Below are 14926 nucleotides of genomic sequence, written 5' to 3' on the forward strand. Positions count from 1 at the left end.
TCGCGGCTGGTGGGATCGGGAGATCGGGCGGGACGGGGCGGCGCGGGTCGCCGCTACTGCAGCGGCTTCTCGTATTCGGTCTCGATCTCGATCGCGCCGGTGAGCGCGGCCACGCGCTTTATCAGCTCCGAGATGCCCTGCACGGTGAGCAGCGCGAAGCCGAGCGGCAGCAGGAGCTTGGCCGGCCACAGGATCAGCCCGCCGGCATTCTGCGACATCTCGTCGGAGACGAAGGACTGCCAGAAGAAGGGGAAGCTCAGGAAGGTGAGGTAGATGCCCGCCGGGATCAGGATGAGGACGAAGCCCAGCGTGTCGATCCACAGCCGCCCGCGCGGCGACAGCGACATGTAGAGCAGGTCGACGCGCACATGCTCGTTGCGCTGGAGCGTGTAGGGCGCGCCGAGCAGCACCACCGCGCCGAACAGGTACCACTGGATTTCCAGCAGCCCGTTGGTCGAATAGCTGAGCAGATAACGCACCGTGGCGTTGCCGGCGCTGATGAGGCAGGCGATCAGCACGCAGTAATCCGCGAGACGCCCGAACCTCTCGTTCAACGCGTCAATGGCGCGGCTGAAGGCCAGCAGCCCACCCATTCGCATTCCCCCTCGCTTGCCGTCGACTTTTGTCGTTGCGGTCGAAAGGGCTGCATCGCCGCCTCCGCCGATCAGGGCAAGATAGACCATCGTCTCAGGCAATTTAACCCGCCCCGCGCCACACCGGGCTTTAAGGAGATCAAACGGTGGCAAGGTGTTGCGCATATGCCCGCGGGCGGCCGGCGCCGTCGGGCAGACGTGCCGTTACGGCAACCGGCGAGCGAAACCAGGCGGCAAGACTGCCGCCGATAGAGGAAAAGGAGTGCGCGGACTTAAGGCGCCCGTCACGAGGAACAGCGTTCCTCACGCCGCGTTGCCTCTCCAGGGAGGGGACGACCATGATGAAATCCGTCATTTCGCTTGTGACTGGATCGCTGATGCTGGCGGCCGCCGGCGCTCCCGCGTTCGCACAGACCGCAGGGCAGCAATCCGACCGCCCGGGAATGTCGCGGCCGCCGGCGGGCAGCCCCACTCGGGAACAACCGTGGGACCCGTCCGCGCCGAATCCGGTGACCGGGGTGGTGCAGCCCCCGCCGGGACCGCCGCCGGAGGGAACCGCAGCCGACATCAAGCTGCCGGACTGCGCCCCGCCGAACTGCGGCACGCCCCGGATCATGGAATAGCGGGCGCGAACGATCCGGCGACTGCGCGCGCGTCCCGGACGCGCGCGAGGGCTGTTGCGTGCCGCGTCGCCGTTTGCGGCCCGGAGGTGGCGAGAAAAAACCCCGCCCTCCGGCGGAGAGCGGGGTCATGACCGGCGCGGAAGCGGGGATCAGTCGTCGAACTTCCCTTCGTACTTGAACTCGGGCATCGCCTTGAGCTGTTCGCGCGTCAGCGTGCTGGTGCCCTTCCATTCCTTGGCGGAGCCGTCGAACGTCACCTTCACCGCATTCGGCGGGACCACGACATAGCGGTCGCCCATGCCGAGGAAGCCGCCGACCGAAAGCACCAGCCCTTTCGCATTCATCGAGCTGTCGAGCACGAGGTCTTCGATCTCGCCGACATCCTCATTGGCGGCGTTGTTGACGTCGAGCCCGACGAGGTTGGAGGCGAGCGCGTCGCTCGGGCCCACGGCGACGTTGGCGGTCTCGGTGATCGGCGTCTGCGCCAGCGCGGGGGCGGAAAGCAGGGCCGCCGCCGCGGCAAGGCCGATGATGTTCGCGCGCATCAAGCATACTCCCTAACAATTGGACGCCACGCCGGCGTCGCGTGCTCAACGCGGGTGGCGGGCCAGCGTTCCGGCGTGAAATCGGGGTGCAACGAAGGGGAGAAAAAGATCATCCCGAGCTGGAACCCGCCGCGCCGTCAATCACTTAAATCGGGTTCGGCCGTTAGCGTCGCCCGCTTCGCGCCGGCGCCAGCAGCGCCAGGGCGCAGCCGGCGAAGGTGCAGCAGGCGAGCATGAGCCACGCCTCGTTGATCGACTGCACCATCGCGGCCTTCTCGATCAGCGGCCGGACGAAAGCCTCGATGGCCGGGTCGAGCGGGCCCGTGACCGCACCGTGCAGCGCATCGGCCGGCAGCCCGACGAGATCGGCGGCGGCCGTGTCTCCAGCGAGCAGCCGCTGCTTGAGCGCTTCGGCATGGACGGGGCTGCGCCCGAAGATCACCGTGTCGATCAGCGCTATGCCAATGGCACCGCCCAGATTGCGCATCAGGTTGAACAGGCCGCTGGCGTCCGGCACCGCCTCGGGCGGCAGGGCGCCCAGCGCCAGGCGGGTCGGCGGCAGCAGACACAGCATGATCGCGCCGCCGCGCACGACCTGCGGCCAGAACATGCCGTCATAATCGGTCTCGCGGGTCGAGAACGCGCTCATGGCGAGCCCCACGCCGAACAGCGCGAAGCCCAGGATGGTCAGCAGCCGCGCATCGCTGCGCCGCTCCAGCGCCACCGCGGCCGGCGAGGTGACGAATTGCGTCACGCCGGTGACCAGCATCACCATGCCGATGGCCAGCGGCCCGTGCCCGCGCACGAAGGCGAGGAATACCGGCATCAGATAGACCGTGCCGTACAGCCCCATGCCGAGAATGAAGCTGAGCGCGCAGCCGATGGCGAAGCCGCGGTCCCGGAAGGTGCGCAGCTGAATGATCGGCGTCGTTCCGACCAGCATTCGCCGCACGAACACCGCGCCGGCGAGCACGCTGGCGGCAAGCAGAGCGAGAACCGGCGCGGCCAGCCAGCCGCGCTGCGGCGCCTCCTTCAGGCCGATCTGCAGGCTGGCGAGGCAGATCGCCAGCAGCGCGAGGCCGGCGATGTCCAGCGTACGCAGCAGCGCCCGGTCGGCCGCCTCGCGCGCCAGGAGGGCCAGCCCCAGCGCGCAGGCAAGGATGCCCGGCGCGACATTGATGAGGAACAGCCAGTGCCACGAGGTAGTCTGCGTGATCCAGCCGCCGACAACCGGCCCGACGGTGGGCGCCAGCACCGCCAAAAGGCCGGCGATGGTGGTCGCGAAGCCCTGGAGCCGGAACGGAAAGAGCAGGAACACCGCCGAGAACACCAGCGGCACCAGCATCCCGCCGAAAAAGCCCTGCGCCACGCGTGCGGTGACCAGCGAGGCGAACCCCATGCTCGCCGCGCAGCCGATCGAGGCCAGCGTGAAAGCGCCCACGGCGAGGGCAAACAGCACGCGCATGCCGAGCGCGCGCGTCAGCAGGCCGGTCAGCGGGATCGCGATCACCTCGGCGATGAGGTAGGCGGTCTGGATCCAGCTCATCATGTCGGCAGGAATGGCGAGCGCGGTGCGGATGGTGGGCAGCGAGGTCGCCACCACCTGGATGTCCAGCACCGCCATGAACATGCCGAGGCACAGCGCGCCAAAGCCGATCCATATGCGCGCGGGCACGCGGTCCGGCGCACTGTCTCCCGAAGGAAGGCTCTCGCTGAAGGCTGGCAACGGACGTGCCCCTCGAGCGAAGGATGTTCGGCTTCCCATCACGAGCGTGGGACCTCCCCAAGTCAAGGCATCGCGGCCGCGCGCGAGAGCCATATGGGCCTGTGACCGAAGATCGGAAGACGATCCCATCGTCGCCGTCATCCGACCATCGGGCTAACCGGCAATGCCGGGCCGTTCTGCACAAAGTGGGGATTGCCCAGGAGTACCTTTGAGGCCTTAGATCGCCGCAACGCACATTCGGAGCTGTCATGGCCAATTACGTGAAGATCAGCGGCTTCCTCGGCGCCTGCGTGACCGGGGTCGCCCATCTGCTCACCGCACTGCGCAAGGCGCCGGCGCTCGACGAGGACGCCGGCTATGGCTCGCTCCCGCAATTGCCCAAGCCGAAGCCGACGCTCATCCCGATCATGAAGATCGCCCCCGCGATCGGCTGGGGCAAAGGGCAGAAGCCGAAGCCCGCGGCCGGCTTCAAGGTGGAGGCGTTCGCCGAAGACCTCGACCATCCGCGCTGGATCTACGAGCTGCCGAATGGCGATATACTCGTCGCCGAGACGGCGGCCCCGCCCTCGGCGGCCAAGTTCAGCCCGCGCTGGTGGGTGATGGGCTTCGTCATGGTGCGCGCCGGCGCCGGCGTGAAGAGTGCCAACCGCATCACCCTGCTGCGCGACGCCGATGGCGACGGCATCGCCGAGGTCAAGCTGCCCTTCATCGAGAACCTGCACTCGCCCTTCGGCATGGCGCTGGTCGGCGATCAGCTCTACGTCGCCAATGCGGATTCGGTGGTGCGCTTTCCCTATGTGGCGGGCGCCACCCGCATCGACGCGGCGCCGGTGAAGGTCTGCGACCTGCCGGCGGGGCGCAATCACCACTGGACCAAGAGCCTCGTCGCCAACAAGGCGGGCACAAAGCTCTATGTCGGCGTCGGCTCCAATTCCAACGTGGCCGAGTTCGGCATGCAGGAGGAGGTGAACCGCGCCAATATCCTCGAGGTCGACATCGCGACCGGCGCGGTGCGCGTCTTCGCCGGCGGCCTGCGTAATCCGGTCGGCATGGACTGGAACCCGGTCACGGGCGAGCTCTGGACCGCGGTCAACGAGCGCGACGAGATCGGCGACGACCTGGTGCCGGACTACATGACCTCGGTGAAGGACGGCGCCTTCTATGGCTGGCCCTATTGCTATTACGACAAGATCGTCGACGAGCGGGTGCAGCCGCAGCGGCCCGATCTCGTGGCGTCCTCGCTGAAACCCGACTATGCGCTCGGCTCGCACACCGCCTCGCTCGGCCTTACCTTCGTCGACGACGAGCGCTTCGGCGCGCGGTTCAAGGACGGCGTGTTCATCGGCCAGCACGGCTCGTGGAACCGCAACCCGCCCTCGGGCTACCGGGTGATCTTCATCCCCTTCCGCGACGGCGCTCCCGCCGGCGGCCCGGAGGAAATCCTCGGCGGCTTCCGCGTCGACGGCAAGGCGCTCGGCCGTCCGGTCGGCGTGCTCGTCGACAAGCGCGGCGGCCTGCTGGTGGTGGACGATGTGGGCGACTGCATCTGGCGAGTCACGCCGCACTAGCGCACCTAGAGCGGGCGCCAAGGTCCGGGCTTCGCTGCAGATCACCCCATAGCGGCCGCGACGGCGGGCAGTTCGACCGTCTGCACCAGGCCGCCGCCCGGCCGGTTGGCGAGGGTGATGTCGCCGCCGGCCTTGCGGATGATCTCGCGGGAGATGGTGAGGCCGAGACCCGCGCCTGGGATGTTCTGGCTCCGCGCCCGGTCGGCGCGGAAGAACGGCTCGAACACCTCGTCCGCTATCTCCGGCGCGATGCCCGGCCCCTCGTCGGAGATGGTGATCCTCGCCGTCTCGCCGCACGTCACGATCACGCGGCCCCGCACGCCATGGGTCGCGGCGTTGATGAAGAGATTGCGCAAGGCGCGGCTCAAGGTCAGGTGGCTGGCCCTGACGGAGACCGGGAAGGTCTCGGCCATCTCGATCGCGTAGTCCTGCTCGCGCAGCTCCTCCACGATGTTGCCGACGAGTTCGTCCAGGCGGAGCGTCTCCGCCGGTGTCTTCGTCGTCTCCTCATGCACGAGCTGGATGGCGCTGTGCGCGATACGCTGGAGCTCGTCGATGTCCCTCAGCCACAGCGCCCGCTCCTCGTCGCCGGAGACGAATTCCGCACGCAGCCGCATGCGCGTCAGCGGCGTGCGGAGATCGTGGCCGGCCGCGGCGACCAGGCGCATCCGGCTCTCGATCGCCTGTTTCAGGCGGGCGGAAAGGGCGTTGATCGCCGCCGCGGTCGCGCGCACCTCGGCCGGCCCCTGCTCGGCGAGCACGGGAAGCGTCCCGTCCGCATTGACCGATTCCACGGCGCTCTCCAGAAGCGCCAGAGGCCGGCTCATGCGATTGGCCGCCTTCACCGCGACCGATCCGACACCGAGGCTCATCAGCGCCAGCCACACCAATAATTCCGGATCGGACGGTGGATCGATGTCCACGATGATCCAGCGATCCGGCCCGACGGGCAGCGAGACGGCGCGAAACCGGAAGTCGTCCGCCCTGTGCGTCACGAGAAGGTCGATGCGCGTCCCCAGCCGCTCGGTCGCCGCGCGCAGGAGTTCGGTCTGATCGCCGTCGAGGGCGCCGGCGGCGGGGGCTCGGGCGAGATCGCCGGTGTTCGGACTCTGCTTTGCCAGCCGCTCCATGGTGATGAACTGCTTGGCGAGGAGGTCGACTTCGATTTCCTTCGGCGTCGTGAAGACATAGATCACCGCGAGCGTGATCAGCGCGACCACGGCGACGATCGACACCACCAGCAGCAGGGCGAATTTGGCGCGGAGCGTCTTCATGCCGGCCTGTCGACGGTGCTGACCTTCGCGGCGAGCTGATAGCCGCCGTTGCGGATCGCCTTGAAGATCTGGCTGGCCCCCTCGTTCGACAGTTTCCGCCGCAGGCGGCTGACGAGAACGTCGATCGAACGGTCCAGCACGTCGACGCTCCGGCCGGTGAGATCGAGCAACTGCTCGCGGGACAGCACGCGCCCCGGCCGGTCGAGAAAGATGATGAGCAGATCGAATTCCGCGCCGGTCAACGCGATGGCGGTGCCCGCGGCGTCGGTCACCGAGCGCAAGGAGGCATCGACGAAAAAGTTCTCGAGCCGGTAGAGGCCCGTCGAGCGGGATTCAGGCCGGGCATTCACGCCCCGGCGCAGGACCGCGCGCACCCGGGCGGCGAGTTCGCGGGGATTGAAGGGCTTGCCGAGATAGTCATCGGCGCCGATCTCGAGCCCGATGATGCGGTCGACATCCTCCTGCAGCGCGGTGAGCAATATGATCGGTATGTTCGACCGCCCGGCCCGCAGATCGCGGCAGAGGTCCAGGCCCGACCCGTCCGGCAGCATCACGTCGAGAATGATGAGATCCAGCTGGTGGACCACGATCTTCTCATTGACCTCGGCACAGCTCGACGCGAGCTGAACGCGGAAACCTTGTTCACGCATGTATCGGGCAAGGAGCTTGCGGATTTCGCTGTCGTCGTCGGCAACGAGAATTTGCGGCGCTTGCGTGCTCATGGGCTGCTGCGAACGGCCTGTCTCTTCCAAGGTTTGGACGTCCTGCCGTAGCGGGCCAGTCAGGGCTTTTGTATGTCAACACCGGCCGAAAACGCCGCCAGACATGTTTCGACATCAAAATAATTCACGCAGACGCATTCGGACATTTAGAGCCAGATTTTAATCCACAAGGCCGGGTACCGATACCTCAGTGCAATACTTGTCAGCACTGGGCAATCCCGGGAGGCGCTGGATGCGCGTTATTTGCGAGACGGAATCTATCGTATTCGGGGAAAACCGAAGACTTGGCGCCCGATCACACGCGTTTCGTAACTTAACTACGCTGAGTTTCTACTTGTACGCCGACCTGTCGTCCAGTTATGCGGTCCACTCGGGGCCCGTCGGCAGCTTTATCTCCATCGCCGCAACGCTGGCATCGTTCAGCCTCCAGTATATCGCCGGGTTTTTCTTGCCGGATGGCGCGGGCCCGGCAGCCCTGACGCGCAGCCGCATCGCACACGCTCTCAAGCCGGGCCTCTCATGTGTGCGGGGAGCCTCCGATGCGACCGCTTCGTGATGCCGGATACGCCGGCCTGCTGGCCATCTCCGGCCTGCTGGCCGGCTGTGCTCCCGCGCCGCTGGTGCCGGGCATGGGGCTGTCGTCCTATGACGCCATGACGGCGTCGGACGGGCTGGTCACCAAATCGCGCCTGAAGGTCCAGAAGGAGGCGGTCCTCGCCGCCAGGACGGTCAAGATCATCCCCACGAGCTTTCCCCCGACCATCGCGCCCAAATTGACGCCCCCGCAGCGGGCGCTCATCGCCAATGCCGTCAATCGCGGGCTGTGCGTCAGTCTCAGCGATCGCTTCACGCTGGTGGCGCTGGGCGAGCCGGCGGACCTGACCGTGCGGGCAACCGTGACCCAGGCGACGGATACCGACGAGGTCGCGGCCGGCATTTCCGCCGCCGCGTCGATCGGCATGAACTTCGTGGACATGTCCGTGCCGGTCCCGACGCCGCGCATTCCAATCGGACTGGGCAATCTCTCGATGGAAGCCGAAGCCACCAATCCCATGGGCGTGCAGGAGGCGTCGATGCTCTGGGCCCGGGGTGCAAACGCCTTCTTCAACTCGCCGAGGGCCTCCAAGGCGAGCGACGCCTATGAGCTGGCGGACGCCTTCGGCGAGGATTTCGGCGAGTTGCTCGTCAAGGGCGAGAGCCCCTTCGGCAAATCGGGCATCGATCTCCCCTCCTGGCAGAAGATCAACTCGGCGATAGGCCTGCCGCCCAAATATGCGGAGTGCGAGCGCTACGGGCGCTATCCCGGCCTTGCCGGCGTCGTCGGGAGCCAGCTCGGACTGCCGCCCGAATGGACCGATCAGGGCGCCAAGGTGGCGCGCAGCACGGAACCGCCGCCGGAACAGGAACCGATGGCGGCCGAGCCGGCGCAGGCAGCCGCGCAATAGCCGGGCGCCGGCACGCGCCGGGGCGCCCTCCCCGCAGGGAAATCAGAGGGGAAGGCTCCCCCTGCCTTTCAGGAAATCCTCCAACTGCGCCATGGGCGCCGCGATGGCGATGTCACGCGCGGCGAGCCAGGCGTCGTTGTAGAGGGTGGAGGCGTAGCGTTCGCCGGAGTCGCAGAGGATGGAGACGATCGACCCGGTTTCGCCCGCTTCCGCCATTTCCTCCGCCAGCCGGAGCGCGGCATAGGTGCTGGTGCCCGTCGAGCCGCCGCAGCGGCGGCCGAGCATGTCGCTGATGACGCGCATGGCGGCGACGGACAACGTGTCCGGAACGGTGATCATCCGGTCGACCACCTCGGGAATGAACGAGGGTTCGACGCGCGGGCGGCCGATGCCCTCGATGATGGAAAGGCAGCGCTCCACCTCGAGGACCGAATGATCCTCGTAGTTGCGATGGAACACCGATTCCGACGGATCGGCGATGCAGAGCCGGGTCTGGTGCCGCCGGTAGCGGATATAGCGCCCGATCGTCGCCGAGGTGCCTCCGGTTCCCGCGCCGGTCACGATCCAGCTGGGCACCGGATCGGGTTCCTGCGACATCTGGGCGAAGATCGATTCGGCGATGTTGTTGTTGCCGCGCCAGTCCGTCGCGCGTTCGGCGAAGGTGAACTGGTCCATATAGAAGCCGCCCGCCTTGCGGGCGAGTTCGGCGGCCTCGCCATAGACGGTCTTGGGATCGTCGACGAGGTGGCAGCGGCCGCCCTGGAACTCGATGGCGGCGATCTTCTCCGGCGAGGTGGTCCGGGGCATCACCGCCACGAAATCAAGGCCGATGAGCCGGGCGAAATAGGCTTCCGACACGGCGGTCGATCCGCTGGACGCCTCCACGATGAGGGTTTCCGGCCCGACCCAGCCATTGCACAGCGCATAGAGAAAGAGCGAGCGCGCCAGCCGGTGCTTGAGGCTTCCGGTCGGGTGGCTCGACTCGTCTTTCAGATAGAACGTGATCCCCGGCAGGGCGGGAAGCGGCACGCGGATGAGATGCGTGTCGGCGGAGCGGTTGATGTCCGCCTCGATCCGCTGGATGGCGGTGCACACCCAGTCGCGCGGCTGCGGGGCGCGGCATGCGGGGCGGGGCGAGACCTGGGTGAGGTTCGTCATTGCGGGCTCTCAGTCTGCGGTCGAAGCAGCTTCTGATACAGCACCTGCTGGGCCTCGCCCATAAGTGGTCGTGCCGGGCGGCGCCGTTCGGCAGGGAACCCGCAATAGGAAAGCGGCTATCTGGAGTCCCGCAAGCGACCTCCCGATAGCCGCCCATGGTCGTGACGAACGTCAGACGCTCTCGGCTTCGAGGCGCATCTCTTCGTCATAGGAGGCGTAGTTGCGCTGGATCACGATCTGGTCCGCCAGATATTTGGCGTCGTGCCACACGCCCCAGATGAAGCTCGATCCCCGCCGCGACTGCCAGGGCAGGCCGAGGAAATAGATGCCGGGCTCGGTCGACACGCCCCGCTGGTGCTTCGGCTTGCCGTTGGCGTCGAAGGCATCGACATGCATCCAGCCATAGTCCAGCGCGAAGCCGGTCGCCCAGATGACCGTGGTGATGCCCGCGGCGGCCAGATCCAGCGAGAGGATCGGATCGGTCACGCAGGCGGAGTCCGGCACGCGGGCGCGCGCCTCGGGATCTTCCGGCAGGTCGAGGTGGTTGCGGGCGACATAGGCATCGGCCTCGTCCAGCAGCGAGCGGTAATTGTCGTCGCCCTGCGCCAGATTGACGGCGAGGTCGGGCGCGAAGGTGACCACGCCGTCCCGGCAGACTTCGGTCTTGCCGACCAGCGTCATGCCCTGCGCGGCCAGGCGGCGGAAATCGATGGTATAGCCGCCATTGGCGCCGCTCACGGCGATGGTCACATGCTCCTTGCCGGGCTCCTGCGCCGCGGCGTCCCATTTGCCGAGCACCCCCAGCCACCAGCAGAAGTCACGGCCGCGATAGGCGCGGGGCGGACGGTCGTGCGGCCCGACCGAGAGATAGACGCGCCGGCCGGCACGCAGCAGTTCCTCGGCGATCTGAACGCCGGAGGAACCGGCACCGACCACCAGCACAGCCCCTTCGGCCAACTGGCCGGGATTGCGGTAGCCGGTCGAGTGCATCTGGGTGATGCCCGGCGCGGCCGGGATCGCGGCGGGGATGATGGGACGCTGGAACGGACCTGTCGCGGCGACCACCCGCTTGGCCTCGATCACGCCGGCGGAAGTCTCGACGCGGAAGCCCGAGCCGCCGCTGTTGCGCTCGACCTTGAGCACCTCGACGCCGCAGCGGATCGGGGCGTCGATCTTCCGGGCATAGGCGACGAAATAGTCCGCCACCTTCTCCTTCGGGACGAAATCGTTGGGCTGAATGCCGGCGTCCACATCGGAGAATGAGAGGCCGGGAAAGCGATCGTGCCAGGCGGGGCCGTTGGCCACCAGCGAGTCCCAGCGCTCCGACCGCCAGCGTTCGGCAATCCGGGAGCGCTCCAGCACAAGGTGCGGCACGCCGTTGTTGCTCAGATGCTCGCTCATCGCTATGCCGGCCTGTCCAGCGCCGATGACCAGCGTATCGATTTTTTCGACTGACATTGTGCTGTCCTTTGCGAGTTGTCCGGCAATCATCAAGCGATTTTATTATTGGGTCTTCATAAGATAAATTAGAAACATGCTTTAAGCTGGCTAGGATAAACCTAACCACTGCGGCGACCCGCAATACCGTGACTTCAAAACGTCCACGTTTCCCGCCGCCTGGCCGGTCTCATCGGGAATCGGAGCCGGATGCGCACGGCAGCCGCATCGGCGCGCGATCCTTGCAAGGTGCGCGCCGACGCTGGTTTCACCTCAAGGGCGAACGACCCACTCGCCGTTCTTCACTTCGCGCAGCTCAAGCTCGACCTCGCGCTTGGTCTGCCCGTTCTCGTCGAAGCTGGTGTGGCCCAGGGCGCCATCGAACTCGATGCCGCGAATGGCCTTGGCGATGGCGGCCTTGTCCTTGGTGCCGGCGGTCTTCAGCGCCTCGATGATGATGTTCGCGGCGTCATAGGCGTTCTTGGTGTAGGAGCCGACCGGCTCGGCGAAGTTGGCGGCCTGATAGGCGGTCGTCATCGCGTCGAGCTTGGCGTTGCCGACTTCCTTGGCGATGCCCGAGATCGTGCCGTTCGCGGCCGCGCCGGCGATCTTCAGGAACTCCGGGTCGTAGAAGCCGTCGACGCCGATCATCGGCTGGTTCATGCCGAGCTGCACCATCTGCTGGCGCACCAGGCCGGCTTCCGCCACCACGCCGCCGAAATAGATGGCGTCCGGGTTCTCGCCCTTGATCTTGGTGAGCAGGGCGCGGAAATCGGTGGTGCCGACCGGGGCGCTCTCGGCGGCGACGATGGTGCCGCCATCGGCCTCGAAGAACTTCTTGAAGTTGGCGAGGTTGGCGGCGCCGTAGTCGCTGGTGTCGGAGACGATGGCGATGCGCTTGCCGATATTGCCGACCGCCCACTTGGCGAGCGGGGCATTGGTGTTCACCAGCGTGGTGACGACGCGCGATACCATCGGGTTGTTCTTCTCGGTGATCTTCGGGCTGATCGCGCCCCAGACCACGAAGGGCACGTTGGCGCGGCTGAACACCGGGATGGTGGCGAGCGCGACGCCGCTGTTCCAGTGGCCGGTCGCGGCGACGACCTTGGGATCGTTGGTCAGCTTAAGGGCGGCGGCGACGCCGGTCTGCGGATTGGCCGCGTCATCGAGGATGACCGGCTCGATCTTGAAAGGCAGGCCGCCGGCGGCGTTGGCCTGGTCGATGGCGAGCTGGAAGCCGTTGCGAGCCGCGATGCCCTGCTGGGCGTTGCCGCCGCTCAGCGGACCGATGAAGCCGATCTTCACGGTCTCCTGAGCCTGCAGCGGGGCAGCCCCGCCAATGCCCGCGAAGGCGAAGACCGCGGCGAGAGCGGCGAAACGCAGGGGCCGCTGCGAAAGAAGGGAGCGCTTCTGGCGCTCGGCAGACACGAAGGCCATGATTTTTTCTCCTCTGGAATGGCCAGTAGGCGCGACCATTCACGGTTTGCCGGGAGGCGTGCGACCTCCCACGCGCCGAAATCTGGACTTGCCGCCATCAGAAAGAAAATCGGAACTTTGGAACCGTTGACCTTGGATTTCCCTAATCAAGCCTCTCTCACGCGCGGAGAGCCGCCGGCAGGAAGCCCAGTCTTCAAAACATCGGACCCATTGATTTAGAAAAAACTATTCTGATCCCGCGCTGCTTTGGGGCAGTGTCCGCCCCACGCGCGACCCTAAGCAGAGAGCCACCCAAGAGGCCGACCATGAGCGAGCTCTTCCTCCAGCAATTATTGAACTGGATCACCTTGGGGAGCATCTATGCGCTCATCGCCGTCGGGTTCAGCCTGTTGTTCGGCGTGCTGAACATCATCCATTTCTCGCATGGCGACGTCTCGCTGCTGGCGCCGTTTCTCGCGCTCTCCGTCATTTCCGCCATCGGCTCCGCGCTCGGGGATGCCGGCTCGCTGGGCACCTTCCTCCTCGCGCTTCTGGTCGCCATCGCCATCACCGGGGTGATCGGCGTGCTGCTGGACCTCGTGGTGATCCAGAGGTTCCGGCAGGCGCCCGCGATGATGGCGCTGGTGGCGACGGTGGCGCTGGGCATCGTGCTGCGCGAGCTGATCCGCCACCTTTTCCCGAACGGCAGCAACCCGCACGCCTTCCCTCGCCTCGTCGAGGGCAACGTCACGCTCGCCGGCTTCACCATTCCCCTGTTCAGCGTGACGGTGATCGTCGTGTCGGTGCTCGCCGTCTGCGCGCTGTTCTTCATGCTCAACAGCACGCGCCTCGGCCTGCACATCAAGGCGGTCTCGCAGGACCGCGACGCCGCCCGGCTGATGGCCATCAATCCCGGCCGCATCTTCCGCGCCACCTTCTTCGTCGCCTCCGCCATCGGCGCCGTCGGCGGCCTGTTCTTCTCCAGCTATGCCGGCATGGCCCGCTTCGACTTCAGCATCGATGTCGGGCTCATCGGCTTCTCGGCCGCGGTGGTCGGCGGGCTGGGCTCGATGCCGGGCGCCATCATCGGCAGCCTGCTGATCGCGGGGCTGGACACGCTGGTCCAGGCCACCGTGCCGAACGGCGCCTCCTACCGTCTGGTGTTCGTCTTCCTGCTCGTCATCGGCGTTCTGGTGTTCCGCCCGTCCGGGCTGATGGGACGCAGCCTTGTGGAGAAAGTCTGATGGCGGAGAGCCTGGCCTTGCCGCGCGACACGTCCAATCCGGTCGTCAGCGCCCTCACGGTGATCGCCGTCCAGCTCGCCGGCGCCCTGTTCCTGCGCCAGTTCCTGCTGATCGACGACTGGCGCCTCGTCATCGGCCTGCTGCTGATCTTCGGGGCGGCGCTCGTGCTCATGGAACGGGTGCCCTCGCTTGAAGCCCGCGTCGAGGCCGCCTTCGCGCGCCATTCGCGCCTCGCTTTGCTGCTCGGCATCGCCATCGTGCTGGCGTTCCCCTTCGTCCTCGAAGGGAACACCTACGCGCTGCACCTGTGCGTCATCTCGATGCTCTACGCGGTGCTCGCGCTGGCGCTCAACTTCCAGCTCGGCAGCGCCAACATCCCGAACTTCGCCACCGGCGCCTCCTACGGCATCGGCGCCTATGCGTCGGCGCTGCTGGCGCTGAATTTCGGCATCAGCTTCTGGCTGGCGCTGCCGGTGGCCGCGGTGGTGGCGACCATCTTCGGCTTCCTGCTCGGCATCCCCTCGATGCGCACGCGGGACAGCTATCTGGCCCTCGTCACCATCGCCTTCGGTGTGGTGATCCACCAGCTCCTGAACAATCTGGAATTCACCGGCGGCCCGAACGGCCTCGTCGGCATTCCCGCCCCCGAGCTGTTCGGCCACTCCTTCGCTTCCCCGCTGGTGATCTTCGGCCAGGAACTGCCGTCGCAGGCGAACTTTTACTACCTCTCGGCGCTGCTGGTGCTGATCTCCATCGTCTTCGCCCGACGCCTGCACGATTCCCGCGTCGGCCTCGCCTGGAACGCGCTGCGCACCGACGAGCTGGCGGCGCGCTGCCAGGGCATCAACGTCACCTGGTACAAGGTGCTGGCCTTCGCGGTGGACGCCTTCCTCGCCGGCTTCGCGGGCACGATCTACGCCTTCTACGTGGGCTTCATCTCGCCGGACAACTTCACCTTCCTGGTCTCGGTCACGATCATGACCATGGTGATCGCCGGCGGCATGGACAACATCCTCGGCGTCATCGTCGGCGCCTTCCTGCTGACGCTGCTGCCCGAGAAGCTGCGCGCCTTCTCCGACTACCGGATCCTGTTCTTCGGCGTGACCGTCATCGTCTTCCTGATGATCCGGCCCCAGGGCCTCTTCCCTCAGCGCCTGCGTCGCTACGGACACTGA

Annotated in this window: 13 protein-coding genes; 5 read left to right on the forward strand and 8 right to left on the reverse strand. The window is 66.7% G+C overall.

Annotated features, from left to right (window positions below):
* Positions 1 to 53: 53 nt before the first annotated feature.
* On the reverse strand, positions 54 to 593 hold the full coding sequence (locus tag SNOV_RS13045) for a TRAP transporter small permease subunit (RefSeq protein ID WP_013167412.1): 540 nt from the start codon (positions 591 to 593) through the stop codon (positions 54 to 56).
* 338 nt (positions 594 to 931) lie between these two features.
* Here SNOV_RS13045 and SNOV_RS22980 point away from each other — a divergent pair, with 338 nt between their 5' ends.
* Positions 932 to 1216 (forward strand): hypothetical protein, encoded by a 285-nt coding sequence (locus SNOV_RS22980; RefSeq protein ID WP_013167413.1) that lies wholly within the window; start codon positions 932 to 934, stop codon positions 1214 to 1216.
* 149 nt (positions 1217 to 1365) lie between these two features.
* Here SNOV_RS22980 and SNOV_RS13050 read toward each other — a convergent pair whose 3' ends face one another.
* Positions 1366 to 1761 carry a PRC-barrel domain-containing protein gene (locus SNOV_RS13050; RefSeq protein ID WP_013167414.1) on the reverse strand — a complete coding sequence of 132 codons (396 nt, stop codon included), beginning with the start codon at positions 1759 to 1761 and terminating at the stop codon, positions 1366 to 1368.
* Between the two features lie 163 nt (positions 1762 to 1924).
* The gene (locus SNOV_RS13055; RefSeq protein WP_081440975.1) at positions 1925 to 3526 is read right to left on the reverse strand and encodes a DHA2 family efflux MFS transporter permease subunit; all 1602 of its coding nucleotides are present in this window, start codon (positions 3524 to 3526) and stop codon (positions 1925 to 1927) included.
* 209 nt (positions 3527 to 3735) lie between these two features.
* Between SNOV_RS13055 and SNOV_RS13060 the strand changes: the two genes are divergently transcribed.
* Positions 3736 to 5055: a PQQ-dependent sugar dehydrogenase gene (locus SNOV_RS13060; protein WP_013167416.1), complete on the forward strand. Its 1320-nt coding sequence runs from the start codon at positions 3736 to 3738 to the stop codon at positions 5053 to 5055.
* A 41-nt stretch (positions 5056 to 5096) separates the two neighbouring features.
* Here the strand turns inward: SNOV_RS13060 and SNOV_RS13065 are convergent, their stop codons facing one another.
* Entirely contained in the window at positions 5097 to 6329 is a 1233-nt protein-coding gene (locus SNOV_RS13065; protein WP_013167417.1) for an ATP-binding protein, read from the reverse strand.
* On the reverse strand, positions 6326 to 7051 hold the full coding sequence (locus SNOV_RS13070) for a response regulator (RefSeq protein ID WP_041782257.1): 726 nt from the start codon (positions 7049 to 7051) through the stop codon (positions 6326 to 6328). The genes SNOV_RS13065 and SNOV_RS13070 overlap by 4 nt, the downstream gene beginning before the upstream one ends.
* Positions 7052 to 7590: 539 nt before the next feature.
* Here SNOV_RS13070 and SNOV_RS13075 point away from each other — a divergent pair.
* Positions 7591 to 8496: a DUF3313 domain-containing protein gene (locus SNOV_RS13075; RefSeq protein WP_013167420.1), complete on the forward strand. Its 906-nt coding sequence runs from the start codon at positions 7591 to 7593 to the stop codon at positions 8494 to 8496.
* A 42-nt stretch (positions 8497 to 8538) separates the two neighbouring features.
* On the opposite strand, the gene SNOV_RS13080 is transcribed toward SNOV_RS13075, so the two are convergent.
* From SNOV_RS13080 to SNOV_RS13090, 3 genes are all read right to left on the reverse strand, one after another.
* Positions 8539 to 9654 (reverse strand): PLP-dependent cysteine synthase family protein, encoded by a 1116-nt coding sequence (locus tag SNOV_RS13080; protein WP_013167421.1) that lies wholly within the window; start codon positions 9652 to 9654, stop codon positions 8539 to 8541.
* Between the two features lie 171 nt (positions 9655 to 9825).
* Positions 9826 to 11112: a flavin-containing monooxygenase gene (locus SNOV_RS13085; protein WP_013167422.1), complete on the reverse strand. Its 1287-nt coding sequence runs from the start codon at positions 11110 to 11112 to the stop codon at positions 9826 to 9828.
* 252 nt (positions 11113 to 11364) lie between these two features.
* Complete coding sequence (locus tag SNOV_RS13090) at positions 11365 to 12528, reverse strand: branched-chain amino acid ABC transporter substrate-binding protein (protein ID WP_013167423.1); 1164 nt, start codon at positions 12526 to 12528, stop codon at positions 11365 to 11367.
* Between the two features lie 305 nt (positions 12529 to 12833).
* Between SNOV_RS13090 and SNOV_RS13095 the strand changes: the two genes are divergently transcribed.
* On the forward strand, positions 12834 to 13751 hold the full coding sequence (locus tag SNOV_RS13095) for a branched-chain amino acid ABC transporter permease (protein WP_013167424.1): 918 nt from the start codon (positions 12834 to 12836) through the stop codon (positions 13749 to 13751).
* Positions 13751 to 14926, forward strand: a complete 1176-nt coding sequence (locus SNOV_RS13100; protein ID WP_013167425.1) for a branched-chain amino acid ABC transporter permease — start codon at positions 13751 to 13753, stop codon at positions 14924 to 14926. Before SNOV_RS13095 ends, SNOV_RS13100 begins: the two co-directional genes overlap by 1 nt.

Origin of the sequence: Ancylobacter novellus DSM 506, from assembly GCF_000092925.1 — a bacterium.
Lineage (GTDB): Bacteria > Pseudomonadota > Alphaproteobacteria > Rhizobiales > Xanthobacteraceae > Ancylobacter > Ancylobacter novellus.

Coding starts and splice junctions, on each gene's coding strand:
- SNOV_RS13045 (WP_013167412.1), bottom strand. CDS start 593: ATGGGTGGGCTGCTGGCCTTCAGCCGCGCCATTGACGCGTTGAACGAG.
- SNOV_RS22980 (WP_013167413.1), top strand. CDS start 932: ATGATGAAATCCGTCATTTCGCTTGTGACTGGATCGCTGATGCTGGCG.
- SNOV_RS13050 (WP_013167414.1), bottom strand. CDS start 1,761: ATGCGCGCGAACATCATCGGCCTTGCCGCGGCGGCGGCCCTGCTTTCC.
- SNOV_RS13055 (WP_081440975.1), bottom strand. CDS start 3,526: ATGGGAAGCCGAACATCCTTCGCTCGAGGGGCACGTCCGTTGCCAGCC.
- SNOV_RS13060 (WP_013167416.1), top strand. CDS start 3,736: ATGGCCAATTACGTGAAGATCAGCGGCTTCCTCGGCGCCTGCGTGACC.
- SNOV_RS13065 (WP_013167417.1), bottom strand. CDS start 6,329: ATGAAGACGCTCCGCGCCAAATTCGCCCTGCTGCTGGTGGTGTCGATC.
- SNOV_RS13070 (WP_041782257.1), bottom strand. CDS start 7,051: ATGAGCACGCAAGCGCCGCAAATTCTCGTTGCCGACGACGACAGCGAA.
- SNOV_RS13075 (WP_013167420.1), top strand. CDS start 7,591: ATGCGACCGCTTCGTGATGCCGGATACGCCGGCCTGCTGGCCATCTCC.
- SNOV_RS13080 (WP_013167421.1), bottom strand. CDS start 9,654: ATGACGAACCTCACCCAGGTCTCGCCCCGCCCCGCATGCCGCGCCCCG.
- SNOV_RS13085 (WP_013167422.1), bottom strand. CDS start 11,112: ATGTCAGTCGAAAAAATCGATACGCTGGTCATCGGCGCTGGACAGGCC.
- SNOV_RS13090 (WP_013167423.1), bottom strand. CDS start 12,528: ATGGCCTTCGTGTCTGCCGAGCGCCAGAAGCGCTCCCTTCTTTCGCAG.
- SNOV_RS13095 (WP_013167424.1), top strand. CDS start 12,834: ATGAGCGAGCTCTTCCTCCAGCAATTATTGAACTGGATCACCTTGGGG.
- SNOV_RS13100 (WP_013167425.1), top strand. CDS start 13,751: ATGGCGGAGAGCCTGGCCTTGCCGCGCGACACGTCCAATCCGGTCGTC.